The organism is Sphingobium sp. GW456-12-10-14-TSB1, assembly GCF_059424385.1.
The window spans coordinates 3,230,307-3,254,784 of sequence record NZ_JBWKZI010000001.1; the positions used below are offsets into that span (position 1 = coordinate 3,230,307).

Here is a 24,478-nt window from a genome sequence, read left to right on the forward strand (position 1 = left end):
CCGAAATACTAACATTCGTTATGATCTTCCCCAAAGGAGAGGATCATGCGATTTACCGAACAGGATTATCTGGCCTATGTCGCTGCGTTCAACGCGCGCGACTACAAGACGCTGGAGACGTTTTTTGCCGACGATTTCGCGTTGGAAAATGCGGGGTTCAAGGTCCAGGGAAAGGCGGCGTTCCGCGAATTCTATGCGTTTTTCCATGACTATATCCGTGAAACCGTGTTGTTCCGCGGCTTTTATCCGGGCCAGGACGGCTTCGTCGCCCATGTCGTCATCCGCTTTGAAGGGCTGAAGGATCTGACCCCGGCCGTGCTGGCGGAAAAGGGTTATCCGGGCATGACGCCGGTCAATCGTGGTGGCAGCGCAGATGTGGAGTTTCTGATCCTCTACCTGCTCGATGCGGACGGACTGATCCGCCATATCAAGGGCGCGGTCTGGGTGCCGGAGCGCTGAGCGACGATCAGTCCAGCCTTTTCACCCAGAATTGCATCGGGTGGTCGCTTTCGACGGCGTCGCCCCTGTCCTTCCAGCCAAACTGGCCGATCAGCCCATCGACCGGCGCAAAGCCGCGCTTGTGCCAGAAGGGGTCGAGCGGGCTGTAGCCGGCGGGGCGGGCAGGGTGATCGGCCGGGCGGATGACGGCGCAGAAGGCGGCGATGGAAAAGCCAAGGTCGCGCGCCCTGGCTTCGCGCCGGTCGAAAAAGGCGTGGCCGATGCCATGGCCGCGCCATTCGGGCAGCAGGACCGATTCGCCGAAATAATAGACATGGCCAATATCCATGCCGCGCGCGCGGAAGGGGGCGGCGAAGGCGGCGGCATGATCGGCCATCGGCGCGGCGGTGGCGGCGCCGACCAGCCTGTCGCCCTGATCGGTCCTGGCAAAGGCGCCGACGACCAGCGCGCCGGGGCTGTCGGCATAAGCGGCCAGATAATCGCGCTCATAGGCGCGGTCCCCGTCATAGAGATAGGGGAAGTCCCTGAACACCGCGATGCGCAGGTCCGCCAACGAATCGAGCGCGGCAACCAGTGCCGCGCCCGTCAATTCGCATATGTCGACCGGCGTACCGATCGGGCTTTACTCGGCAGCGTTCGCTGCCGGAGCTTCGCTCGCATTGGCAGCGTTGCCCGCTTCGGCTTCGGCGGCGTTCGCGCCTTCGGCGGCCGGCGCAGCGTCGGCAGCTGGCAGCGGCAGGTTGGAACCCTGCGTGTTCATCCAGGCGATCAGGTTGGCGCGATCGACCGGATTGCCAAGGCCCGCAAAGGTCATCTTGGTGCCAGGCGCAAATTCACGCGGGCTCTTAAGCCAGTGATCGAGATTTTCGAAGGTCCAGCTGCCGCCCTTGCCGGACAGCGCCGCCGAGAAGGCGAAACCGCCCTTGCCCTTGCCGATTTCCTCGCCGACCGTCGCATACAGGTTGGGACCGATGCCGTTGGCGCCGCCCGACGTGATGGTGTGGCAGGCGGCGCACTTGGCAAACACCTTCTCGCCCGCTGCGACGTCCGCGCTGGCCAGCAGGGTGTTGAGGCCGGGGCCGGAAGCCGCGCCTTCGCCTTCAGCCTCGACGCCTTCGATCGCATAGCCCATCGGTTCGGGCCGTTCGTCATGGAAATATTTGGAACTGACGATCGCGCCGCCGAGCGCGATAATGCCAGCGAACAGCGCCCAGCCCGCTACGGTATTGAAACGATCGCCCATTTCGCTCGATTTCCCTTGCATTTCTGTTCGGGCGGCTGTCTTGGCGCCCCCTCTTGGCCGTTGCCATAATGGCGGACACGCGAACGTGCAACCCGGCTTGACACCACAAATGCGCAGGGGAGCGTCGCGCTTGCGCCGCCGACGCTTGCGCGGCCCCGCGCAACTGCCTAAGCGCGCAGCCATCCATGGAAAACTATCCCGCCCCCGCGCGCGCGATTGTCGCGCAACTGGCTGAAAAAGCCGCCGCCGACCCGGCCCGCGCCGTTGCCTATCAGGGCGCGCCGGGGGCCAATTCGCATCTGGCGGCGCTTGGCTATGCGCCCGATTGCGTGCCTTTGCCCTGTTTCGCATTCGAGGATGCGATCGATGCCGTGCGCAACGGACAGGCGGAACGGGCGATCATCCCGATCGAAAACAGCCTGCACGGGCGGGTGGCGGACATGCATTTCCTGCTGCCCGAATCGGGCCTGTCCATCGTGGACGAATATTTCCTGCGCGTGCGCCATTGCCTGATGGCGCCGGACAACAGCCCGGTCAAAAGCGCGATCAGCCATCCCCAGGCGCTGGGCCAATGCCGCCATTATCTGCGCGAACGGGGCATCCAGCCGGTCGCCTATGCCGATACGGCGGGCGCAGCGGCGCTGGTGGCGGAAACGCGCCTGCCCGGCGAAGGGGCGATCGCGCCCTATCTGGCGGCGGAGATTTACGGCCTGCGGCTGATTGCGGAGAATATCGAGGATAGCGACGATAATGTGACGCGCTTCCTGGTGCTGGCGCGCGCGCCGCGGATGCCGGTCGCCAATGTCGGGCCGGTCATGACGACTTTCCTGTTCGAGGTGAAGAATGTCCCCGCCGCGCTCTACAAGGCGATGGGCGGCTTTGCGACCAACGGCGTCAACATGACCAAGCTGGAAAGCTATCAACGCGGCGCGAGTTTCGCCGCGACGGAGTTTTTCTGCGATATTGAAGGCATGCCGGGCGACCCGGCGGTCGACCGGGCGCTGGCGGAACTGGAATTCCACACCAAATGGGTGCGGATGCTGGGCAGTTATCGGCAGGCGCGGCCACGGACTTAGGCGCGCGCAACCGATCATCCTCCCTTCAAGGGCAGGTGTCGGGCCGCAGGCCAGACGGAGGGGTGTCGCCGTCTCGATAGGGTAACACCCCTCCGTCAGCACGTCGTGCTGCCACCTCCCCTGCAAGGGGAGGATGTCACAGTTGTGCGAAGAAAAAGACGGGATTGCAGCTTTCGTTGGGATGCCGGGATTTGTTTGGGCTATAGGCGCTGGATGGTCGCAGCTATTTTCTGGTCCGCTTTGGCGATGAGCGCCATTGTCGGCGTTCGCTATCTGCTGGCGAGCGGCGGTTTTGCGCTGGCGACGCGAGTGCGGCAGCCGGGCCTGTATCGCGGGCTGGAGCGGCAGATGCGTCGGGAGATCGGCTGGTCGCTGCTGTCCGCGCTGATTTACGGCATCCCCGCCGGGATCGTCGCATGGGGATGGCAGGCGCGCGGATGGACGCGCATCTATACCGATGTCGCAGCCTTCCCGATCTGGTACCTCCCCGTGTCGGTACTGCTTTACCTGGCCGCACATGACACATGGTTTTACTGGACGCATCGCTGGATGCACCGGCCCAAGCCCTTTCGCATCGCCCATGCGGTGCATCATGCCAGCCGCCCGCCGACGGCCTGGGCGGCGATGAGTTTTCACCCCTGGGAAGCGCTGACCGGGGCGGTGGTGATACCGGCGCTGGTGTTCATCATCCCGATCCATGTCGGCGCGCTGGCGGCGGTGCTGACGATCATGACGATCATGGGGGTCAGCAATCATATGGGGTGGGAGATGTTTCCGCGCTGGATGGTGCGCGGGCCGCTGGGCGGCTGGCTGATCACCGCCACCCATCATCAGCGGCATCATGACCTCTATGCCTGCAATTACGGCCTCTATTTCCGGGTCTGGGACCGATTGTGCGGCACGGACCGGGGGCTGGGCGATTTTACGGCAAAGGCGCGCGCGTGAAGGGGCGGGCCGGTGGGTTGACGTTGCTGGTTCCGCTGTTGCTGGGCGCGGCGCCGCTGGGGCAGCCGCAGCCGCTCATCATGGCGCTGGAGGGGCTGCGATCGACCAAGGGACAGATATTGGTGTGCGTGACGCGGGTGCCGCGCTATTTCCCGGATTGCAGCGACGATCCCGACAAGCGGCATTTTGCTGTAGCGGCCAGGGGTGGCGCGGTGACGATCGGCAATGTGACGCCGGGCGATTACGCCATCGCGATCGTCCATGACGAAAATGGCAATGGCAAGCTGGATACGTTCGCGGGCATCCCGCGCGAGGGGGTCGGCTTTTCCCGCAATCCGGTGCTGCGCTTTGGCGCGCCCAGTTTCCGATCGGCCAGTTTTGCGGTCGCAGGCGCGCCGGTGGAACAGGATATCCGGGTCAAATATTTCCTGTAGGCATATCCGGCGGAACCTGTAACCGGCGTGAAACATTCTCTGGCCGACCGCCATTGGCTGAACAGGGGCCTTATGAACCAGCTTACCCGCATCCTCCTCCTTACCCTTCCTTTCATGGCCGCCGCGCCCGCGCTGGCGCAGGAGGCGGAGGATCACAGCAGCCTGACCATTGGCGTGGGCGTCGCTTCCGTCCCCAGCTATGAAGGGTCCGACGATTCCCGATTGATCGTTGGCCCGCAATTGCGCGGCAAGGTGAAGGATCATGCCTTCTTCACCCGTGGCCCCAAGCTGTTTTTCGATGCCATTCCCAACCGGGATGATAGCGGCATCGACTTTCAGGCGGGGCCGGCCGTGGGCGTCCGGCTGGACCGGACCAGCCGCAAGCAGATCAAGGACAGCGCGGTCGAAGCGCTGGGCAAGCGCGATACCGCAGTCGAGGTCGGCGGCTATGTCGGCATCGGCAAGACCGGGATCATCACCAGCGCCTATGACAATCTGAGCGCGCGGGTCGCGGTGACCAAGGATGTCGCGGGCGCGCATGAAAGCTATATCGTCACCCCCGCGATCGAATATTTTACGCCGCTGTCGATCCGCAGCTTTGCGGGCATCGGCCTGTCGGCCGATTATGTCGGCAAGAAGTTTGGCCGCTATTATTTCGATGTCGATGCAGCGGGCGCGCTGGCAAGCGGCCTGCCGGTCTATACGCGCGGCGGCAGCAGTTCCGGGTTCCGGCGCGTCAACGCCAATCTGACGGGGGGCTATTCCCTGTCCGGCGACATCCGCAAGGGCTGGGTGATCGTCGGCGCGATTGGCTATTCGCGGATGCTGGGCCGCTATGCCGATTCGCCCGTGGTGGCGATTGCCGGGTCGAAGAACCAGTTTCTCGCCGCGCTCGGGGTTGGCTATACTTTCTGAGAAGTTTTTTTAAAAATGCGCGAAAGAGCGCATTTGTGCTGCCGCACCGGCCCGCTCCCCCACCCGGCCACCCATAGAATACTGGCGTAGGGCATCCGGGCAGGGGAGCGGGCGAGTTTGTTGCAGCGCGCGTATCTCCTGCCTTGCGGGGAGGGTGACGCTACCCATATTGCGGGCTATGGAGGCGGCGACGTACCGCAGTGGCAGGAGATGAAAGCGTGGCGACCCTGGGAATGAGCGAGGCCGACAAGCTGGCCGTGGAGGCGTTTCGCCGCGACGTGGTGGAGCCTTCGCGCACGCAGTTGGTGATCGTGGATTTCTGGGCCGAATGGTGCGGTCCGTGCAAGCAGCTGACGCCGATCATCGAGAAGGTGTGCGCCGACTATGCGGCCAAGGGCGTCAAGCTGGTCAAGGTGAATGTCGACGAAAATGGCTTTATCGCCAGCCAGTTCCGGGTCCAGTCGATCCCGACCGTCTATGCCGTGTTCCAGGGGCAGCCGGTCGCCGACCTGTCCCAGGCGCGGACTGAAGGGCAGCTCAAACAATATCTCGACCAGTTGCTGGGCCAGTTGCCGATCGAATCGGAGGAAAAGGCGCAGGAACTGGAAATCGCCCCATTGATCGCCATGGCCGAGGAAACGCTGGCGGCGGGCGATGCCGAGCGTGCTCTGTCGATCTTTGCCCAGATTGCCGACATGGTGCCCGGCCATGCCGATGTGGCGTCGGGCCAGGCGCGGGCGCTGGTGGCGATGGGGCAGCTGGACGAGGCGGACGCGGTGCTGGACGCGCTGCCCGCCGATGCGGCGAAGGATCAGGCGGTAGATCGCGCGCGCGCGGCGATTGCCCTGGCGCGTGACGCCAAGCCGGTGGCCGACCTGTCGGGGCTGGAGGCGAAGGTCGCAGCCGACCCGGACGATCATGCCGCGCGGTTCGAACTGGCGGGCGGGCTGATGGCCAATGGCGACCGGGACGGCGCGGCGGAGGCGCTGCTGGAGATCGTGCGGCGCGACCGGGCGTGGAATGACAGCGCGGCGCGGACGCAATTGCTGACCCTGTTCGAGGCGGTCGGGCTGGAAGATCCCTGGGTATCGGCGCAGCGTCGCAAGCTGTCGCAGATATTGTTCGCCTGACGGCCCGGCCGGTGCCTCTCGCCCGCGTCTCGATATTCCCGCTGTCCGGCGCGCTGCTGCTGCCCGGTATGGATTTGCCGCTGCATATTTTCGAGCCGCGATACCGCGCGCTGATTCAGGACACGATGGCGCGGGACCGGCGGATCGGCATGATCCAGCCGCGTGGCGACGGGCCGGTGCCGCCCCTGTTCGACATGGGGTGCCTGGGCCATGTCAGCCATATCGAGGCGCTGGACGATGGGCGGTTCAACATCATCCTGACCGGGCTGGCGCGGTTCAAGGTGGTGCGCGAATTGCCGGTAACGACGCAGTTCCGCCAGATCGAGGCCGATGTGATGCAGGCGCCGCAGGAGGATGAGGTGCTGCATGCGGTAGAGCGGGCGGCGCTGGAGCAGGAATCTCGCCGCTTTGCCGATGCGCTGGGCTATGTCGTCGACTGGACGGCGGTGTCGCGGCTCGATGATATGGCGCTGGTCAATGGCATCGCCCAGATCGCGCCATTCGACGCGGCGGCCAAGCAGACGCTGCTGGAGGCGGACACGCTGGGCGAACGGTCGGAACGGATCATCCAGCTGATGCAGATTTTCGGCCGGATCGAGCGCGATGGCGGCGCGACGATGCAATGAATGGGGCAATGACCGGGGCAATGAGCGGTTCAGGTGCTGGCGCGCCGGTCGACCCGTGGCTGATGGCCAAGCTGGTCTGCCCGGTGACGCGCACGCCGCTGCGCTGGGACGATGCGCGCGGGGCGCTGGTCTCCGACGCGACGGGGCTGGCCTATCCGGTGCGCGATGGCGTGCCGGTGCTGCTGCTGCGGGAGGCGGTGGCGATCTGAGCCGAATACGGAGGTGGTTACGGGTAAGCGGCGATACATTCCACTTCCAGCGGCGCGCCCAGCGCCAGGCCATCGGCGCCAAAGGCGCTGCGCGCGGGCAGGCGCTTGCCCTTGAAATAGGGGAGATAGGCCGCGTTGAAGCGGGGCCAGTCGGCCATGTCATCCAGCATCACCGTGCATTTGACGACATGGCCAAAGTCGAGGCCGTTGTCGGCCAATATCCTGGCGACCGAATCCATCGCCGCCCTGACCGCAGCATCAAACCCTTGCCCGTGCGGGTCCATGCCCGGCGGCACCTGCCCGATCTGGCCGGACAGATAGAGCGTGTCGCCGACGCGGACGGCGGGGGAGAAGGGCAGAGCCGCGGGCATCGCCTGCTGCGCCATGGCGGGTGCTGCGATGGTCAGGCTGAGCGCGGCGAGGAGGGCGAATGGCTGCATGGACGGACCCCTGTCGGACGGAAAAGGGCCGGTGCGTTTCCGAACCGGCCCTTCCTTTATGACATGATTTAACGGTCTATCAGAATTTGAAGTCGATGCGGGCGTAATAATAGCCGCCCGACGTGCCATAGGCGCCGTGGTTATAGGGGCTGTTATAGGAGCCGGAGCCGTTGATGTAGGGCGACACGCCGGGATTGACGACCACCCCGGTGCCGGTCACCAGCTTGGGCACTTCTGGAATCTTGTCGAACAGATTGTTCGCACCGATCGAGAAGGTGACATTGTCGGTGAAATCATAGCCGACTTCCAGGTCGGTGATGATTGCCCGTTTCACCACGCCGTTGAAATAGAGCTGGTTCGCATTGACGCCGTTGATCAGCGCGCCGTCGGCGATCAGGAAGCCGCCATCGGGGATCACGCCGCTGCCAACGCCCGGACGGACCAGCACGCTCTGCTTGGCATAGAGGGTTTCGCGCAGGTTGACGGTCAGCTTGTCAGCCTTCAGCAGGGCACCGAAGCCGACCTTATATTTGGGCGTCGTATCTTCGATATTGCTTTCCGACGCGGCGTTGAACAGCGGATAGCCGACCTTGTTCTTGGTGATCTTGGTCTTGTTGTAATTGCCGTTCAGCGACAGGTTGAGCGTGCCGAAACCAAGCGCGACCGGATAGCTGGCGGAGAAGTCGATGCCCTTGGTCTCCGTGTTGATGCCGTTGGTGAAGCTTTGCACGCCAACGGTCTGGAGCGCGGTATCGAGAACGATGCCGGCGGCCGCCAGCGCGTCGAAGATCGCTGCTGCGCCGGGCTGGATCACGCCGCCCTGGACGGCGTTGCGCGATGCGGTAGCGGCGATGCGGTCCTTGATCTTGATAAGATAGGCATCGACGGTGATCGCCAGCCGGGGCACGGGGCGCAGAACGATGCCCGCCGAGAAGTTCTTCGATTTTTCCGGGCCAAGCGAATCGAAGCCGAGCAGGGCGGCAGCGGGCGTGCCAGCGGGAAGCTGGGCGACGGCGCTGGTCGGCCCCACGTTGATGGTCGAATATTTCTGTTCGGCCAGTGTCGGTGCGCGGAAGCCGGTGCTGGCCGTGGCGCGGACCGCAAAGGCATCGGACAGATCATAGCGGGTCGTGATCTTGCCGATCAGCGTATCGCCGAAATCGGTATAATCTTCGTAACGGCCCGCCAGATCGACGCTCCAGCCTTCGACCGGGTTGGCGATGAAGTTCAGGTAGCCCGCGCGCGAACTGCGCTTGAAACGCCCGGCGTCGGTCGACTTGTAGCCGGGGAAGGACTGAACCCCCGTCTTGTAGGTCGAATAGAAATCGCCCTGGACGATTTCATAGGTGTCCTTGCGATATTCGCCGCCGAACGCGAAGGTCAGCGGAGTGGCCATGCCTATGTCGAATTCCTTGCGGATGTCGGCGGTCACTGTGGTCTGGCTGAGGCGGAAGCCGCCGTCATAGGCCTTGTCAGGCGTGTTGGGAACGCCGACGCCCAATAGCGACGCGGCATAGCTTTCCTGCCACACTTCGCGATGGGCGGACCTCTCGGTCCAGATGTCGTTCTTCTGATTGCCGTAGGTGGTGCTCAGGTCATAGTTCCAGCCTGCGGTTTCGCCCCGCGCGCCGACGGTGAAGCTATATTCATCCTCGATCACATGCTGGAGCGGGACCATGCCCACAGTGCCGGTATTGCTGTAGCAGATATTGGGATTGTAGGCCGCGGGCGTGACGCCGCCACCCAGATTGCCGGATTCGTAGCAGATGCGCTTGGGATGGCGGTAGCCCTGCTTGGCCCAGCCTTCGCGGCGGGCGAGGCTGCCGAAGCTATAGACTTCCACGCCGCCGAAATCATAACCGGCATTGTAGAAGAGCAGGTTGAGTTCGGTCTTGGGCTGGCCGCCATTGATCCCGGCCAGCGCGTCGCCGGTAAGGTTGGACCATTGGGCAGGGGCATTGGGCTGGAGCGTGCCATCCAGCTTCGTCACCTGCACCTGGCCTTCGCCGAGCGTGGTATAGTCCTGACGGCGATGGAACAGGGACAGGTTGATATAGCCGTCCTCGCCAAGCCGGACGCCATAATTGCCGGAAACGGAGAAAAGTTCGCCTTCGCTGTCATAATGCTGACCGCCGGTCAGCTTGATCGAGCCGCCCTCTGGATCATCCTTCAGAATGAAGTTGATGACGCCTGCAATGGCGTCCGTGCCATATACGGCGGCGGCGCCTTCCTGCAGCACTTCGACGCGTTCGACCGAGTCTGGCGGAATAAGATCAATGCTGGGCGCGGCCGAGCCGGAGAAGGCACCGAGCACCTGAAGGATGCCATTGCCGTGGCGGCGCTTGCCGTTGACCAATACCAGCGTGTGGTTGGGGCTGAGACCGCGCAGACGGGCCGACAGCGAGAAGCTGGAAAGGTCGGTACCCTGCGTCTGAGCCGTGAAGCTTGGTACGATCTGGGTCAGCACCTGGTTGAGGTTCGGCTGGCCGACATGGGCGATGGCGTCCTGGCTGAGCACCTGGATCGGTGCGGCGCTGTCTGCGGCCTGCATGCCGACGGCGCGCGTGCCGGTGACGATGATCGCTGTACCTTCGTCAACCTGTGGTTCCTGCGGCGCGTCTTGCGCGATGGCGCAGGCGGACCAGGACGATGCGAGGATCAGTGAGAGTTTAAGCGCCGATAACCGTGTCATTCATGCCCCCTGTTCAGCTTTATCGATGACAGGGGGAATGACGAAGGGGCAGCGCCGATCCTCTATTGCGCTGCACAAAAATTACAGATTTATGGATTGTTTCTGCTTCGTTTCTATGTCGGAAACGAGGCGTTATTGGGCAGGCGCAGCCGCGTAAGCCGATTTTGCGGCTGCGCCAAAGAGCCGTGTGGTCAGGACGCCATGGCGGCCTCTATCAGCGCCTTGGCTTCCGCCCCTTCCCAATCCATCGCGCCGATCACGCGGACCATTTCCTTGCCCTTTGCGTCATAAAGGACGGTCGTGGGGAGCAGGCCGGTGGCATAGTCGAAGCCGAAATGATTGTCCGGGTCAGCCCAGCCCTTGAGATGGGGCAGGGGATGCTTGGCGAAGAAGGGCTTGACGGCCTTTGCTCCCTGCGTGTCCTGCGAAATGGTGAGGACGGCCAGCCCCTTGGGGCCATAGCTTTGCGCGATCCGGTCGAGCGTAGGCATTTCCGCGACGCAGGGGGTGCACCATGTCGCCCACAGATTGACCAGCATCGGGCGTCCGGCGAAATCCTGCAAGGTAGCCTCGCCCCCGTCGGGATTCTGGAAGGCGAAGGTGGGAGCGGGGGTGCCCGCCTTGCTGCGGTCCAGCCGATAGCTGAACTCGCCGTCTCCCTGCGAGGCATTGCCTGACGCGGGAACCTCACCGCTCATGCTTGCATTGGCTTGCCCAGCGGGCGGCGATTGCCTATCGCAGGCCGCCAATCCGGCAGTCAGGAGCAGTATCATCAGCGCGCGTGAAGCAGATCGGGACAATGGGGGTTCCAAGGGAGAAGGCTCCAACAGCATGTGGGGTGGCCGGTTCGCGGCCGGCCCCGCTTCGATCATGCGCGAGATAAATGCCTCCATCCCATTCGACAAGCGATTGTGGAAGCAGGACATCGCAGGATCGAAGGCGCATGTCGCAATGCTGGCCAAGCAGGGCATCGTCGATGGCGAGGATGCGCAGGCGATTACTGAGGGGCTGAACCGGATCGCGGCGGAATATGAAGCCGATGGCGTGCCCGTGGACCTGGACCTTGAGGACATCCACATGGTCACCGAATCGCGGCTGGCGCAGCTGATCGGCCCGACCGCCGGGCGGCTGCACACCGCGCGCAGCCGCAACGATCAGGTGGCGACCGATTTCCGCCTGTGGGTGCGCGATGCGATCGACGAGGTGCAGGCGGGGCTGACCGGCCTGCAACGCGCGCTGCTGGCGCGGGCAGACGAGAATGCCGATGCGGTGATGCCGGGCTTTACCCATTTGCAGTCGGCGCAGCCGGTGACGCTGGGCCATCATTTGATGGCCTATTATGAAATGGTGCGCCGCGACCGCAGCCGCTTTGCCGATGCGCGGGCGCGGGCGGACGAATGCCCGCTGGGCGCGGCGGCGCTGGCCGGCACGGGCTTTCCGATCGACCGGCACGCGACGGCGGCCGCCCTGGGCTTTGCCAAGCCGACCGACAACAGCCTGGACAGCGTGAGCGACCGCGACTTCGCGCTCGATTATCTGATGGCGGCAACGCAGGCATCGCTGCACCTGTCGCGGCTGGCGGAGGAGTTCATCATCTGGGCCAGCCAGCCCTTCGGCTTCGTCAAGCTGCCCGACGCCTATTCGACCGGCAGTTCGATCATGCCGCAAAAGCGCAATCCCGACGCCGCCGAACTGGTGCGCGGCCATGCCGGGCGGATCATGGGCTGCATGAACGCGCTGTGCGTGACGATGAAGGGGCTGCCGCTCGCCTATTCCAAGGATATGCAGGACGACAAGCCGCCCGTTTTCGAGGCGCACGACCTGCTGGCCCTGTCGATCGCGGCGATGACCGGGATGATCGAAACGGTGACGTTCCGCACCGACCGGATGCGCGGCCTGGCCGAAAGCGGCTTTGCCACAGCGACGGACCTGGCCGACTGGCTGGTGCGCGAAGGGGGTATTCCTTTCCGCGAGGCGCACCATATCACCGGACGTGCCGTGGCGGCGGCGGAAGCGGCGGGCGTGCCGCTCGACCAGCTGCCGATCGCCACATTGCAGGGCATCGACGCGCGGATCGACGATCGCGTCTATGCGGTGCTGACGGTCGATGCGTCGGTCGCCAGCCGGATGAGCCATGGCGGCACGGCGCCCATGCAGGTGCGGGCGCGGATCGCGCAGGCGCAGGAGGAATTGGGATCATGACGATTCGGACGATCGTGGGACTGGCCTTTACCGCGCTGGCGCTGGTTTCCTGCGGCGGGCGGCAACCGTTGAAGCCCGTTGCGGGCCAGGAGCTGCCAGCGGTGCCGGTGGGCGCGGCGACTTCGCCGACCGCCGCGCAGTTGATGACGCCATCGACCCAGGCGCGGCCGCAACGCAATGTGGAATTGCTGACCCAGTCGCAAAAGCGACAGGCGGACGAATTTGACCTGCCGCCCGAAAAGCAGCCCCAATAAGAGACTGAGGACCGGAATTTGGACCATTTCGACTATGTGGACGGCGCCATGCAGGTGGAGCAGGTGCCGATGGCGGCGATCGCCGATGCGGTCGGCACGCCGGTCTATGTCTATTCGACCGCGACCCTGACGCGCCATGTCGGCGTGTTCCGCGACGCACTGGGCAGCCTTCACAATCCGCTGATCGCCTTTGCGGTCAAGGCGAACCCCAATGCGGCGGTGCTGGCGACGCTGGCGAAACTGGGCCTGGGCGCGGACGTGGTGTCGGGCGGGGAATTGCTGCGCGCGATCGCGGCGGGCATTCCGGCAGACCGCATCGTCTTTTCGGGCGTGGGCAAGACGGCTGAGGAAATGCGGCTGGCGCTGGACCATGGCATTTTCCAGTTCAATCTGGAAAGCGAACCGGAAGCGGAAATGCTGTCGCAAGTCGCGCTGTCGATGGGCAAGCGCGCGCCGGTGGCCTATCGGATCAACCCGGATGTGGATGCGGGTACCCACGCCAAGATTTCGACCGGCAAGTCGGAAAACAAGTTCGGCATCCCCTATGCCAGGGCGCTGGAAAGCTATGCCGCCGCGCGCGATCTGCCGGGGCTGGATGTGCAGGGCGTTGCCGTCCATATCGGCAGCCAGCTGACCGACCTCGCCCCGCTGGAGGCGGCCTTTACCAAGGTTGGCGCGCTGATCGCGGCGCTGCGCGATGCGGGCCATGACATTCGCACCGCCGATCTGGGTGGCGGCCTGGGCGTTCCCTATGACCCCGCCCAGCCGGAGCCGCCCAGCCCGGCGGCCTATGGCGACATGGTGTGCCGGGTAACGCAGGACTGGCCGGTGCGGCTGATGTTCGAACCGGGCCGGGTGATCGTGGGCAATGCAGGAGCCTTGCTATCGCGGGTTGTGCGGGTGAAGCAGGGCGCGAAGGCGCCTTTCGTCATCGTCGACGCGGCGATGAACGACCTGTTGCGGCCCAGCCTGTATGACGCCTGGCATGATATTCGCGCGGTGACCCCGGCGGGGCAGCGCGCCGCCGCCAATGTGGTGGGGCCGGTGTGCGAGACGGGCGATACTTTCGCCATGGGCCGCGACATGGACGTGGTGGCCGCGGGCGATCTGGTCGCGTTCATGACGGCGGGCGCTTATGGCGCGACGATGGCGGGCACCTATAACAGCCGCCCGCTGACCCCTGAAGTGCTGGTATCGGGCGACAAATGGGCGGTGGTGCGTGCGCGCCCGCCGATCGAGGCGCTGATCGCTGGCGATAGCATTCCGGACTGGCTGGCCGACTGATGCACAGCCTGCCCGTCTTTCTGCGCCTGACGGGCAGGCCGGTGATCCTGACCGGAGCGGGCGAGGCGGCCGACGCCAAGCGCCGCCTGCTGGAGCGGGCGGGCGCGCAAATCGTGGGTGAGGAGGACAGCGCTGCGCGGATCGCCATCGTGTCGGATGGCGACGCGGCGACGGCGGAGCGGCTGCGGGCGCGCGGCGTGCTGGTCAATGCGACCGACAATCCAGACCTGTGCGATTTCACCCTGCCCGCGATCGTCGACCGCGATCCGGTGCTGATCGCGATCGGCACGGGCGGGGCGTCGGCGGGGCTGGCCAAGGCGCTGCGGCAGAGGCTGGAGGCGATGCTGCCCGCGCGGTTGGGCAAATTGGCGGATGGCTTGCTGGCCGCGCGCGGGGCGATCAAGGCGCGCTGGGCAGATGCCGGCGCGCGGCGGCGGGCCATAGACGCGGGCCTTGCGCCGGGTGGGATGATCGACCCGCTACGGGCCGACGCGGCGGATGCACTTGGCGCGTGGCTGGCGGCGGAGGGGCAGGCGGTAGCAGCGCGGCTGGTATCCATCCGTCTATCGTCGGACGATCCGGATGAACTGACGCTGCGCGCCGCGCGGTTGCTGGGGGAAGCGGACAGGATCTACCATCCCCCGTCAGTGCCTGCCTTGATCCTCGACCGGGCGCGGGCGGATGCGGCGCGGATCGTGGCGGACGGGCCGCCTGATCATCCGGGTGAAGGCTTGTCGCTGTGGGTGACGTTGGGCGAGGGGATAGCCTAAATCTCGTCCGCTCGAAACGAACCGCGATGCGTGGCTCAGCCCTGTTGCGCGCTCAACCGTTCGACTTCGTCATGCAGCGCCTGGATGGATGATACGAGGCGGGCGCGGTCGGCCTGAAGTTCGCGCAAGGTTTCGCGCGTTTCGCCCAGTTCGACGGCGCGCCGCGCGATGCGGGCGTCCAGTTCGGCATTGTGACGGGTGAGCGTGCCGAGCGTTTCGGCGCGCAGGCACAGATGACGCAGCCGCGCATCGAGCACGTCGAAATCAAAGGGTTTGACGACATGATCGTCGGCCCCGGCCTCCAGCGCCTCCACCGTCGACTGGCTGTCGAGCCGCCCGGTCAGCATGACGAAGCAAGCGGAGGCGGAAAGGTTCGCCGCGCGGATTTTCTTCATCGTCGCGATGGCGGGCAACATGGTCAGCCCCATGTCTATCAGGATGATGTCGGCCGGGCGTGTGACGAGCAGGTTGACCGCGACAAAGCCATTTTCCGCCAGCGCCACGTCATAGTTCAGGTGCGACAGACGGCGGGCGACGACGGCGCGCGCGGTAGGATTTTCGTCGATCAGCAATATGCGAAGGCGGCGTTGCGGTCGGGCAGTCTCGCTCATGTCCTGATCGTCGGGCCGACGGCTGCGAACGCGTTTGAAGATCGGCATGGCTCCACCCTTTTGCTACAATCCCCATGATAGGATGGCCGCGCAAAGAATTGGTTAATGAGCGGTAGCCACGATTAATTACATTTAATTGGTCCCCCCTTCCCGCGCGCCATAGCGTCGCCCCTGCGACCCGCAGAAGGAGGATGCCGATGCCACAGACCGTGCCTCAACTGGCGATTGACGATATTGCCGACCTGCCTGGCGAGGTCAGCCTGTTCGGATTGCAGGATGGCGATGTGCTGGACATCAGCCTGATGGATATTGTGATTGCGATCATCGACCAGCCGTGACGCCAGCAGCGTTGGGGGCGGCGCTGGGGCGGGCAGTGGCCGAGGCGCAGGATGCGCCGCCTGGCCGTGCGCTGGCGCTGATCCGGCCGTTCCTGCATGACATAGGCTGGTTCACCGACCTGTTGGCGCAGGGCTGCGCGGCGTTGGCCGACGATCCGCTGCATTTGCCCGGCTTTCGCGCGAGCCGCAACGGTGCGGCCCGGCATATGGTGCTGGCGCGGACGGAGCGGATATGGCTGTCGGCGACGGTGATCGACCCGGTGCCGCAAACAGGATCGCGGGTGCATTTTTCCGGTCGTCACATGCTGTGCCGCCCGCTCAACCGCGCGCTGCGGGCCGAGGGGTTTCGGCTGGAGGCGGACCGGGCCGTGCCGACCGGGCAGCGGCATTGCGCCATGGGCGAGATATTGGAAGTGGACGAGCGGCGCGAAACGCTGCGCATTCTGCCGGACGGAGCGCCGCTGATGCTGTTGCGGGCACAGGTCGCGCCGCAAGGGCCGGTCCGTTCGCGCATATGCGATTTTGCGACCGGGGTGCTGGTGGCGCGGGCGGAGGCGGATGAGGGCCATGCCCGCGCGCTGATGCTGCTGTCGCTGTTGCGGGCGCAGGGGCGGGCCGACGCGGCGGCGCAATTTGGCGAGGCGCTGGATACGCCGCTTGCCGCGCAACGCTGGGCGGTGATGCGCGAATATCTGGCGCTGGATACGGCAAGCGCCCTGCCTGCCTTGCGCGCCATGGCGCAGCGGGAAAGCGACGTTGCAGTGCGGGCGCTGGCCGCGCGGACGCTGACGCAGATCGGGGACATGGCGTGCCCCGCCTGATCGATCCAGCGCCAGACGAGCGGATGATCGACCTGGATGCCCTGATCGACTGGTGCGAAAGTCCGGCCTTCGATCCCGCCGACGAGGACGGGCTGGCGGCTGCCGCGCCCATGCTGCGGGCGCTGGGGCGGAACCGGCATTTCCTGGCCGATTTTGCGATCGCCGAACTCAAGACGCGCTGCGCGGGGCAGCGGCAGGCCAATCCCTATTCGGCGCAGGTCATGCTGCTGCGCCCGCCCAGGGGCAAATATGTACTGCGCGCCGCCTTCTGGCCCGCCCAGCGCGACCATGTGATGCGGATGAGTGGCCCGGCCCCCTTCCTGTACCATGTGCCGCACGATCATGGCTTTGATTTCCTGACCATCGGCTATCTGGGGCCGGGCTATGGATCGGACTATTATGTCTATGACGGCGATGTCGCGGGCGCGGCAGGGGAGGCTGTGGCGCTGCGCTTTGTCGAGCGCAGCCATTTGTCGCAGGGGCGGATGCTGCTCTATCGCGCCAATCGCGACATTCATGCGCAATTGCCGCCGGACTCCCTCTCTGTCTCGCTCAATATATTGGCGAGCGCGCCCGACCAGGGCTGGCGACGGCAATATCGGTTCGATACCGCCCGCAGCACGATCGCCGAATGCATGACCGTGGCCAGCGCGCAATTGCTGCTGGAACTGGCGGTCGGATGCGGCACGGACAATGCGATCGACCTGGCGCGGGATTTTGCGGCCCGCCACCCGGTCGACGCGATGCGGCGGACCGCCTGGGACGCGATCGGCGCCGGGATGAACGGCGCGGCCCGGATCGACCATTGGGAATCGGGCGCGCGGGGGAGCAGCCCGCTGATCCGGCATGCGAGCGAGGCTGCGCTCCGAATGGTCCAAAATGGATAGGGATTGGCTTGTTTTCGGACTGCGTCGGCGGTCGGATGCGGCTGGTCAGCAATGGGTGGATGACAGGTGGGCAGGCGGGTCGATTGTCACGGATTGGGCAGTGATTTCGCCCCGCTGGCACGGGCGCTGAGCGCGCGCGGCTTCGACCTGGCGATGTTGGGTTCGGGCAGTGAGCCGCCGCGCGTCAGCATCAGCGACACGACGATATTGTGGCAGGGCGTGGACGATCCCGCCGCGCGCGCCCGTGCGCTGGAGAGCGGCGTACAGGATGTGGTTGGCCCCTGGATGCATGAAGACGAAGCGGTGGCGCGGATCATCCGGCTTGCCCGTGATGAGCAGCCCCGGCTGCGCGTGGGCGACCTGCTGATCCATCTGGTCGACCGGCAGGTGGAGCGGGCGGGCCGGGCCATCCCGTTGCTGGCCCGCGAATATGCGCTGCTGCTCCACCTGGCACGACGGCCGGGGGAGGCGATCAGTCGGGAGGCGCTGTTGCGGGCGATATGGGGGCTGGAGTTCGACCCCGGCACCAACAGCGTGGAAGTGCATATGTCGCGTCTGCGCGCCAAGATCGACCGGGACTTTGACTGGCCGTTGCTGCGGACGATCAAGGGGAAAGGCTATGCGCTCTGCCCGGTGGTGGCGACCGTGCTTTCAGGGGCATAGGCGCGCATGAACAGGTTGACCGCCAGGGCGACATCCGCCTGCAAGGCTTCCGGTCGTGGCTCGCGCATCTGCCCCATCAGCAATTGCTGATGACTGCCCCCCATGGTCATGGCCATCAGCATGCGTGCGGCGTCGGTTGGATCGGCCCGTCTTATCTGGCCGCGATTCATGGCGCCTTCCAGAAAGTCGGCGAGGAGCGCGCGGGTATGGCGGGGGGCAAGCTCGAAGAAAATCCGGCTGAGTTCGGGAAATCGCCCACCTTCGGAATAAATGAGGCGGTGCAGGGCGATGGCTTGGGGGGAGCAGACCTTGTCGAGCAGACTGCGGCAGGCGCGCAGCAGCGTCGGTTCCAGCAGGCCGCAGGGATCAAGGATTTGCGAGAGTTGCATCCGATAGGCCGTCACGACCCGATCGACGACGGCGGAAAATAACTCTTCCTTCGACGGAAAATGATTCCAGAGCGTCCCCTTCGACCCGCCCAAATCCGCCGCGATGCCCGACATGGTCGTTCCGGCATAGCCATGTTCCAGGAAATAGCGCTCCGCAACCGTCAGGATACAGTCCCGCCGGTCCAGCCTGCGCGCTTCCCTTCGCGTGGGAGGAGGAGATTTGACCACAGCTGTCATTAAACCGTACCATAGAGTATGGCAATTTTGTTGACAAGGCCTGGCAACAGCGGCAATGGCGGTTTTCATACTGGATGGTACGGTTTGTCATGTCGGTGAGTCGCCTGTTTTCCCCCGAACGCATCATGATTTCGACGGCGGCCCTGTCGCTGCTGTCAGCATGTGCGGCCGTGCCCGATCTTGGCCCCGCCCCCGCGATTCGCACGGCGCAGAGCGTGGCGGCGCAGGACAGCCTGCACGCGCCTGACGCCGCCTGGCCGGGCGAAGGCTGGTGGACCGCCTATGGCGACCCGCAACTGACCGCGCTGATCGAGGAAGGGCTGGCCAACGCGCCCGACATGGCGATCGCCGCCGCCCGATTCGCACAGGCGCAGGGCATGGCGCAACAGGCAGGCGCCACATTGCTGCCGTCGGCGGATCTGGACGCCAGGGCCGGGACGACCAAGCAAAGCTATAATATGGGACAACCCAAGGAGTTCATTCCGCAGGGCTGGCTCGGTACGGGTCAGGTGGCGCTCAATCTGGGCTTTGACCTGGACCTTTGGGGTCGGAACAAGGCCGCGCTGGCAGCGGCGACGTCACAGGCCCGCGCGGCGCAACTGGACGCGCAACAGGCGCGGCTGGCTCTGACGACGGGCATCGCCGACGCCTATGCCGATCTGGCGCGGCTGTATGACGAAGCCGAACTGCAACAGCGCACGCTGGACATCCGGACCGCCAGCCAGAAGCTGGTTGCCGATCGCCGCCAGAACGGGCTGGAAACGCGCGGCAATGTGCGCCAGTCGGACGCGACGGTTGCGACGGCGCGCGCGCAACTGGCTGGGGCGCGCGTGGCGATCGCGCTGCGCCAGCATCAGATTGCGGCGCTGGTCGGGGCGGGGCCGGATCGCGGGCTGGCGATCACCCGTCCGCCCAAGGGCCGGTTGATGCCGGTCGGGCTACCCGCGGACGTCACCACCAATCTGGTCGCCCGTCGCCCGGACATCGCAGCCGCGCTCGCCCGCACGGAAGCGGCAGCCAAGCAGGTCAAGGTCGCACGCGCCGATTTCTACCCGGCGGTGCGCCTGAGCGCGCTGATCGGGGTTCAGGCGCTGGGCTATGACACGATGTTTACCGGCACCGGCGTCAATGGATCGGCCAAGCCCTTCTACAACAGGCTGTTCGAGAAGGATTCGCTGTTCGGCAATGCCGGTCCGGCGATCAGCCTGCCGATTTTCCACGGCGGCGCGTTGCAGGGCCAGTATCGCGGCGCGCGCGCCGGTTATGATGAAGCGGTGGCCAATTATGACAAGACGGTGCTGGCCGCCTATCGCGACGTTGCCGATGCGCTGACCAGCCGCCGCACGCTCGACGATCGGCTGGTGGATGCGCGCGCGGCGCTGGCGGCGTTGCAGGACGCCTATGGCGTGGCGCGCAAACGCTATGATGGTGGCCTGTCCACCTATCTCGACGTGCTGAATGTCGAGGATCAGCTGATCGCCGCGCGCCGGTCCGTTTCTGCGTTGGAAGCCAGCGCCTTTTCGCTCGATATTGCCCTGATCCGTGCGCTGGGCGGCGGTTTCGCCGACAGCGCTACACTGCCCAAGGATGCTGCGCATGGCTGATGCCACCCCTGAATTTTCTGCCTCAGAGGCTTCGGATGCCACTGCGCCGGATGACACGAAAAAGGCGGATCGTGCCGCTGTGCGCAAGCTGTGGCTGACCCGTCTTGCGCTGGCAGTCGTGGTGCTGGGCCTGTTGTGGGCGGCCTGGTATCTGCTGATCGGGCGTAATCATGTCAGCACCGACAATGCCTATGTGAATGCCGAAATGGCGCAGGTGACGCCGTTGATTTCCGCGCAGGTGACGCAGGTGCTGGTCAGCGACACCCAGGCGGTGAAGCGCGGCGACGTGCTGGTGCGGCTGGACCCGACCAATGCGCGCATCGCCCTTGCGCAGGCGCAGGCCGATCTGGCCGAAGCGCGGCGCCGCTTCCGCCAGAGCAGCGCGACCAGCAGCGCGCTGGCGGCGCAGGTCGACGCGCGCGTCGCGGACATCGTGCAGGCGCGCGCGCAGCTGGCGACAGCGCAGGCCAATGTCGAAAAGGCGCGGATCGACCTGCAGCGGCGCGAGGCGCTGGTGGGCGACGGTGCGGTGTCGGGCGACGAAGTGACCAGCGCGCGCACCGCCTATGCCGCCGCGCGCGCTGCGCTGGAACTGGCGCAGGCCGGCGTCAACACCGCGCAGGCGACGCGCAGCGCGGCTAGCGGGCAGCTGGCCGCCAATGACGCGCTGGTCAGCGGGTCGAGCGTCGATACCGATCCGGGCGTCATGGTCGCGCAGGCCAAGCTGGATGCGGCGAAGCTGGACCTGGACCGCACGGTCATTCGCGCGCCGATCGACGGCGTCATCACCAAGCGGCAGGTGCAGGTAGGACAGCGCGTCGCGCAGGGCAGCCCGATCATGACGATCGTGCCGCTGGCGCAGGTCTATGTCGACGCGAACTTCAAGGAACGGCAGTTGCGCCAGGTGAAGGTCGGCATGCCCGCCACGGTCGTTGCCGACATTTACGGCGGCGACGTCGTCTATCATGGCAAGGTTGTGGGCTTTTCCGGTGGCACCGGATCGTCGCTGTCGCTGATCCCGGCGCAAAATGCGACCGGCAACTGGATCAAGGTGGTCCAGCGCCTGCCGGTCCGTATTTCGCTCGACCCCAAGGAGCTGGCGGCCCACCCGTTGCGTGTCGGCCTTTCCACGGAGGTCGATATCGACCTTTCCGGTCACTGAAAGGCCGGGTCGTGAGCGGCGAGGCAAATATTTTTTCCCGGCTGACGGCGCGACAGCGCACATTGGCGGGGATGGTGCTGGCGCTCAGCAATTTTATGGTCGTGCTGGACCTGACCATCGCTAATGTTTCCGTGCCGCATATTTCGGGCAATCTGGGCATCACGCCCGATCAGGGGACGTGGATCATCACATCCTACGCGGTCGCCGAAGCGATTTGCGTACCGCTGACAGGCTGGCTGGCGCAGCGCTTTGGCGTCGTCAAGATGTTCATCAGCGCGATGGTCGGCTTTGGCCTGTTTTCGGTGCTGTGCGGCCTGTCGATGTCGCTCAGCATGATCGTGGTCTGCCGCATTGGCCAGGGGCTGTGCGGTGGCCCGATCATGCCCATGTCGCAAACGCTGATGCTGCGCGTCTTTCCGCCCGAACGGCGTGCGCGGGCGATGGGGCTATGGGCGATGACGACGCTGCTGGGTCCGGCGATGGGGCCGATTATCGGCGGCTATATCAGCGATAATTGGAGCTGGCACTGGATCTTCTTCATCAACCTGCCGATCGCCATCCTGTGCGTATTTGCGGCGATGGCGCTGCTGCGTCCGGTCGAAACGGAAACGGCGCGCGTGCCGATCGACAAGATCGGGCTGGCGTTGCTGGTTTTCTGGATCGGCTGCCTTCAGGTCATGCTGGACCTTGGCCGGGACCATGACTGGTTTGCTGATCCGCTGATCTTGAGCCTGGCGATTCTCTCGCTGATCGGCTTTCTGGTCTTTATCATCTGGGAATTGACGGAAGAGCATCCGATCGTCGATCTGCGCGTGTTCCGCCATGTCGGCTTCACCACCGGGGTATTGTCGCTGGCGCTGTGTTATGGTGCCTATTTTTCCGGCATCGTCATCATCCCGCAATGGCTTCAGTCCGCCAGGGGCTATACCGCGACATGGGCGGGCATCGTCACCGCCTTCACGGCCATGGCCGCATTGATGAGTGCGCCGGTCGCCGCCAGGATCATGGGCCGGGGGGTCGATCCGCGCTTCATGATTTCGGGGGCCGTGTTGTGGCTGGGCCTGATGACGCTGTGGCGCGCGCACTGGACCAGCAGCGTCGATTTCTGGATGATGGCTGCGCCGCAGTTCATTCAGGGGTTTGCCATGCCCTTCTTCATGATTCCGCTGACCACGCTGACATTGGGGTCGGTGCGGCCCGAAGAGACGGCGTCCGCTGCCGGGCTTCAGAATTTCCTGCGCACCATGGCGCTGGCGATCGCGACGTCGCTGGTGCTGACAGGCTGGGGCAATGGTCAGCGCGTGTCGCGCAGTGAACTGGCGGGCACCCTCCAGCCCGCCGATACGCAGGCGGCCCTGGCGAATATCGGCATGTCGACCGACCAGGCGCGGCAGGTGATTTCGAACATCGTCGATCAGGAAGCGACGGCCATTTCGGTGGATCATATATTCTTCATATCGGCCCTGATCCTGTTCTTCGCGTCGGCGATGGTCTGGCTGGCGCCCCGTCCCCGCCCCAATGTGGACACGTCCGCCGCGCACTGACCCCGTTTACAGCGCCGCCAGATCCTCCGGCCGGTTGATATTGGGTAGTGCCAGCCCCGGCACCGTCACCACACGGGCGCCGATGCGGTCGAGCCAACCGTAGATGGAGCGATTATTCGCCTCCGCCAGATGCGCGTCCAATGCGTTGGCGAGCGATGCCGGCCACCAGCCAAGCAGTTGCTGACCCTCCAATATCGCGGCCTGTTCACCGATCAGCAGGGCGGGCAGGTCCGCAGGATAGACCGGCATGTCGCACCCTGTCGTCAATATTCCGGCAAACCCATGGGCCTGCGCGTGATGCAGCGCTGCGTTGAGGCCGCCGAGCGGTCCCATGCCGGGCGCGGGCCGATCCGCCAGACCGGCTGCGCGACCGCAAATCACCACTTGTTCGACATGGGGGGCCAGCCCCGCGATAGCATGGTCCAGCAAGGTTCGCCCATCCGGCAGTATCGCCAGCGCCTTGTCGCTGCCAAAGCGGCTGGAGCGCCCCCCTGCCAGCACCGCCCCCAATATCCGCCGTTCCGCCATGATGCTTCCTTGATAGCGCCGCTCTATCAGCCCTATAGCAAAGAGATGCAGACCCGCCTTGTCGAATATTTCCTGGCGCTGGAGCGCGAAGGCCATTTCGGGCGGGCGGCGGTGCTATGCCATGTGTCGCAACCCACGCTGTCCGCGGGGATCGCCACGCTGGAGACGCAATTGGGCAAGCGGCTGATCCGGCGCGACCGCAAATATGCCGGGCTGACGCCGGAGGGCGAGGCGATATTGCCATGGGCGCGGCAGTTGGTGGCGGCCGCCGAAGCGCTGGGGCAGGCGGCGGAAACTGCGCGTGGGCCGTTGAAGGGCGAGCTGCGGCTGGGCGCGATTCCCGCCGCCATGCCGGCGATCGGTTGTCTGGCAACCGCGATGCTGGACCGGCATCCGGGGCTGAACATTTCCGTCCGCGCGCTGACGTCGCGCCAGATCGAGCGCGAACTGGCCGCGTTCGAGCTGGATGCGGGCATCACCTATCTGGATTTCGAGCCGCCCGCCCATGCCCTGTCGGTGCCGCTGTATGCCGAACGGGCTATGCTGGTGAGCGCGGCGCATGGCGTGCCGATCCCGGCAGTCCTCGACTGGGCGGACCTGGCAAGCCTGCCGCTCTGCCTGTTGCATCAGGGGATGCAGAACCGGCGGATACTGGACGCGCGGCTGGCCGAGCGCGGGCTGGCGCTGCGGCCCCTGGTCACGGCCGATTCCTATGTCGCGCTGCTGGGGCTGGTGCAGCAGGGACGGCTCTGTTCGATCATCCCCGACAGCCATGCCGCCTTGCTGGACGGGCTGCGCTGGGCGCGCACCGCGCCGCTGCCGGACATGGGGGAGGGCAGCCGGGTGGGCGTGATCGTGTCGGACAGCGCGCCGATGGGGCCATTGGCGCAGGCGGTGCTGGCGGTGGCGCGCGGGTTGCGCCTGCCGCCCGGCTTTGGCTCCATTTGATAGATAAACTCTATCAAGCATCGCTGCCTTCGATTTGACCGGCGCACCTTCCCGCCGCACAATCGCG

Annotated in this window: 28 protein-coding genes; 20 read left to right on the top strand and 8 right to left on the bottom strand. The window is 65.3% G+C overall.

The window, feature by feature from the left end:
- Positions 1-45 precede the first annotated feature (45 nt).
- The gene (locus AC07X9_RS15810) at positions 46-459 is read left to right on the top strand and encodes a nuclear transport factor 2 family protein (protein WP_017183836.1); all 414 of its coding nucleotides are present in this window, start codon (positions 46-48) and stop codon (positions 457-459) included.
- Positions 460-466: 7 nt separating this feature from the next.
- Here the strand turns inward: AC07X9_RS15810 and AC07X9_RS15815 are convergent, their stop codons facing one another.
- The gene (locus tag AC07X9_RS15815; protein ID WP_017183837.1) at positions 467-1,048 is read right to left on the bottom strand and encodes a GNAT family N-acetyltransferase; all 582 of its coding nucleotides are present in this window, start codon (positions 1,046-1,048) and stop codon (positions 467-469) included.
- Positions 1,049-1,081: 33 nt separating this feature from the next.
- Positions 1,082-1,702 (bottom strand): c-type cytochrome, encoded by a 621-nt coding sequence (locus tag AC07X9_RS15820; RefSeq protein WP_017183838.1) that lies wholly within the window; start codon positions 1,700-1,702, stop codon positions 1,082-1,084.
- A 185-nt stretch (positions 1,703-1,887) separates the two neighbouring features.
- Here AC07X9_RS15820 and AC07X9_RS15825 point away from each other — a divergent pair, with 185 nt between their 5' ends.
- From AC07X9_RS15825 to AC07X9_RS15855, 7 genes are all read left to right on the top strand, one after another.
- The gene (locus tag AC07X9_RS15825; RefSeq protein ID WP_017183839.1) at positions 1,888-2,778 is read left to right on the top strand and encodes a prephenate dehydratase; all 891 of its coding nucleotides are present in this window, start codon (positions 1,888-1,890) and stop codon (positions 2,776-2,778) included.
- Between the two features lie 213 nt (positions 2,779-2,991).
- Positions 2,992-3,723, top strand: coding sequence for a sterol desaturase family protein (locus tag AC07X9_RS15830; RefSeq protein WP_017183840.1), 732 nt, complete (start codon positions 2,992-2,994; stop codon positions 3,721-3,723).
- A complete protein-coding gene (locus AC07X9_RS15835; RefSeq protein WP_017183841.1) occupies positions 3,720-4,157 on the top strand; it encodes a DUF2141 domain-containing protein in 438 nt (145 codons plus the stop codon). Before AC07X9_RS15830 ends, AC07X9_RS15835 begins: the two co-directional genes overlap by 4 nt.
- A 72-nt stretch (positions 4,158-4,229) precedes the next feature.
- A complete protein-coding gene (locus tag AC07X9_RS15840; RefSeq protein ID WP_017183842.1) occupies positions 4,230-5,072 on the top strand; it encodes a MipA/OmpV family protein in 843 nt (280 codons plus the stop codon).
- 218 nt (positions 5,073-5,290) lie between these two features.
- Positions 5,291-6,202 (top strand): tetratricopeptide repeat protein, encoded by a 912-nt coding sequence (locus AC07X9_RS15845; protein WP_026002523.1) that lies wholly within the window; start codon positions 5,291-5,293, stop codon positions 6,200-6,202.
- Positions 6,203-6,213: 11 nt separating this feature from the next.
- Positions 6,214-6,828, top strand: coding sequence for an LON peptidase substrate-binding domain-containing protein (locus AC07X9_RS15850; RefSeq protein WP_017183844.1), 615 nt, complete (start codon positions 6,214-6,216; stop codon positions 6,826-6,828).
- Positions 6,829-6,848: 20 nt separating this feature from the next.
- Positions 6,849-7,037: a Trm112 family protein gene (locus AC07X9_RS15855; RefSeq protein ID WP_017183845.1), complete on the top strand. Its 189-nt coding sequence runs from the start codon at positions 6,849-6,851 to the stop codon at positions 7,035-7,037.
- 17 nt (positions 7,038-7,054) lie between these two features.
- On the opposite strand, the gene AC07X9_RS15860 is transcribed toward AC07X9_RS15855, so the two are convergent.
- From AC07X9_RS15860 to AC07X9_RS15870, 3 genes are all read right to left on the bottom strand, one after another.
- On the bottom strand, positions 7,055-7,477 hold the full coding sequence (locus tag AC07X9_RS15860; protein WP_017183846.1) for a RidA family protein: 423 nt from the start codon (positions 7,475-7,477) through the stop codon (positions 7,055-7,057).
- Between the two features lie 79 nt (positions 7,478-7,556).
- Positions 7,557-10,169, bottom strand: a complete 2,613-nt coding sequence (locus tag AC07X9_RS15865; RefSeq protein WP_017183847.1) for a TonB-dependent receptor plug domain-containing protein — start codon at positions 10,167-10,169, stop codon at positions 7,557-7,559.
- A 191-nt stretch (positions 10,170-10,360) separates the two neighbouring features.
- Entirely contained in the window at positions 10,361-10,942 is a 582-nt protein-coding gene (locus tag AC07X9_RS15870) for a TlpA family protein disulfide reductase (protein ID WP_017183848.1), read from the bottom strand.
- Between the two features lie 58 nt (positions 10,943-11,000).
- Here AC07X9_RS15870 and argH point away from each other — a divergent pair, with 58 nt between their 5' ends.
- From argH to AC07X9_RS15890, 4 genes are read left to right on the top strand one after another with little or no spacing between them, the layout of a single operon-like run.
- The gene (argH, locus tag AC07X9_RS15875) at positions 11,001-12,371 is read left to right on the top strand and encodes an argininosuccinate lyase (RefSeq protein WP_017183849.1); all 1,371 of its coding nucleotides are present in this window, start codon (positions 11,001-11,003) and stop codon (positions 12,369-12,371) included.
- Positions 12,368-12,625 (top strand): hypothetical protein, encoded by a 258-nt coding sequence (locus tag AC07X9_RS15880; RefSeq protein WP_017183850.1) that lies wholly within the window; start codon positions 12,368-12,370, stop codon positions 12,623-12,625. The genes argH and AC07X9_RS15880 overlap by 4 nt, the downstream gene beginning before the upstream one ends.
- 18 nt (positions 12,626-12,643) lie before the next feature.
- A complete protein-coding gene (gene lysA / locus AC07X9_RS15885) occupies positions 12,644-13,909 on the top strand; it encodes a diaminopimelate decarboxylase (protein WP_017183851.1) in 1,266 nt (421 codons plus the stop codon).
- Entirely contained in the window at positions 13,909-14,679 is a 771-nt protein-coding gene (locus tag AC07X9_RS15890; protein ID WP_017183852.1) for a precorrin-2 dehydrogenase/sirohydrochlorin ferrochelatase family protein, read from the top strand. The genes lysA and AC07X9_RS15890 overlap by 1 nt, the downstream gene beginning before the upstream one ends.
- A 35-nt stretch (positions 14,680-14,714) precedes the next feature.
- On the opposite strand, the gene AC07X9_RS15895 is transcribed toward AC07X9_RS15890, so the two are convergent.
- Positions 14,715-15,338 (bottom strand): response regulator transcription factor, encoded by a 624-nt coding sequence (locus AC07X9_RS15895; RefSeq protein WP_017183853.1) that lies wholly within the window; start codon positions 15,336-15,338, stop codon positions 14,715-14,717.
- A 149-nt stretch (positions 15,339-15,487) separates the two neighbouring features.
- Here AC07X9_RS15895 and AC07X9_RS15900 point away from each other — a divergent pair, with 149 nt between their 5' ends.
- From AC07X9_RS15900 to AC07X9_RS15915, 4 genes are all read left to right on the top strand, one after another.
- Positions 15,488-15,628, top strand: a complete 141-nt coding sequence (locus AC07X9_RS15900) for a hypothetical protein (protein ID WP_017183854.1) — start codon at positions 15,488-15,490, stop codon at positions 15,626-15,628.
- Positions 15,625-16,449, top strand: a complete 825-nt coding sequence (locus AC07X9_RS15905; RefSeq protein WP_241763672.1) for a hypothetical protein — start codon at positions 15,625-15,627, stop codon at positions 16,447-16,449. Before AC07X9_RS15900 ends, AC07X9_RS15905 begins: the two co-directional genes overlap by 4 nt.
- A complete protein-coding gene (locus AC07X9_RS15910; RefSeq protein WP_017183856.1) occupies positions 16,437-17,336 on the top strand; it encodes a hypothetical protein in 900 nt (299 codons plus the stop codon). The genes AC07X9_RS15905 and AC07X9_RS15910 overlap by 13 nt, the downstream gene beginning before the upstream one ends.
- 66 nt (positions 17,337-17,402) lie before the next feature.
- The gene (locus tag AC07X9_RS15915) at positions 17,403-17,999 is read left to right on the top strand and encodes a winged helix-turn-helix domain-containing protein (protein WP_241763673.1); all 597 of its coding nucleotides are present in this window, start codon (positions 17,403-17,405) and stop codon (positions 17,997-17,999) included.
- On the opposite strand, the gene AC07X9_RS15920 is transcribed toward AC07X9_RS15915, so the two are convergent.
- A complete protein-coding gene (locus AC07X9_RS15920; RefSeq protein ID WP_017183858.1) occupies positions 17,954-18,625 on the bottom strand; it encodes a TetR/AcrR family transcriptional regulator in 672 nt (223 codons plus the stop codon). The two genes, AC07X9_RS15915 and AC07X9_RS15920, sit on opposite strands and share 46 nt — an antisense overlap.
- 89 nt (positions 18,626-18,714) lie before the next feature.
- On the opposite strand from AC07X9_RS15920, the gene AC07X9_RS15925 reads away from it, so the two are divergent.
- From AC07X9_RS15925 to AC07X9_RS15935, 3 genes are read left to right on the top strand one after another with little or no spacing between them, the layout of a single operon-like run.
- On the top strand, positions 18,715-20,229 hold the full coding sequence (locus AC07X9_RS15925; protein ID WP_017183859.1) for an efflux transporter outer membrane subunit: 1,515 nt from the start codon (positions 18,715-18,717) through the stop codon (positions 20,227-20,229).
- Positions 20,222-21,391, top strand: coding sequence for an EmrA/EmrK family multidrug efflux transporter periplasmic adaptor subunit (locus AC07X9_RS15930; RefSeq protein ID WP_026002524.1), 1,170 nt, complete (start codon positions 20,222-20,224; stop codon positions 21,389-21,391). The genes AC07X9_RS15925 and AC07X9_RS15930 overlap by 8 nt, the downstream gene beginning before the upstream one ends.
- Before the next feature lie 11 nt (positions 21,392-21,402).
- Positions 21,403-22,935 carry a DHA2 family efflux MFS transporter permease subunit gene (locus AC07X9_RS15935; protein WP_017183861.1) on the top strand — a complete coding sequence of 511 codons (1,533 nt, stop codon included), beginning with the start codon at positions 21,403-21,405 and terminating at the stop codon, positions 22,933-22,935.
- A 6-nt stretch (positions 22,936-22,941) separates the two neighbouring features.
- On the opposite strand, the gene mobA is transcribed toward AC07X9_RS15935, so the two are convergent.
- A complete protein-coding gene (gene mobA, locus AC07X9_RS15940; protein WP_026002525.1) occupies positions 22,942-23,463 on the bottom strand; it encodes a molybdenum cofactor guanylyltransferase in 522 nt (173 codons plus the stop codon).
- A gap of 45 nt (positions 23,464-23,508) precedes the next feature.
- Between mobA and AC07X9_RS15945 the strand changes: the two genes are divergently transcribed.
- The gene (locus AC07X9_RS15945) at positions 23,509-24,411 is read left to right on the top strand and encodes a LysR family transcriptional regulator (RefSeq protein ID WP_017183863.1); all 903 of its coding nucleotides are present in this window, start codon (positions 23,509-23,511) and stop codon (positions 24,409-24,411) included.
- Positions 24,412-24,478: the final 67 nt, after the last annotated feature.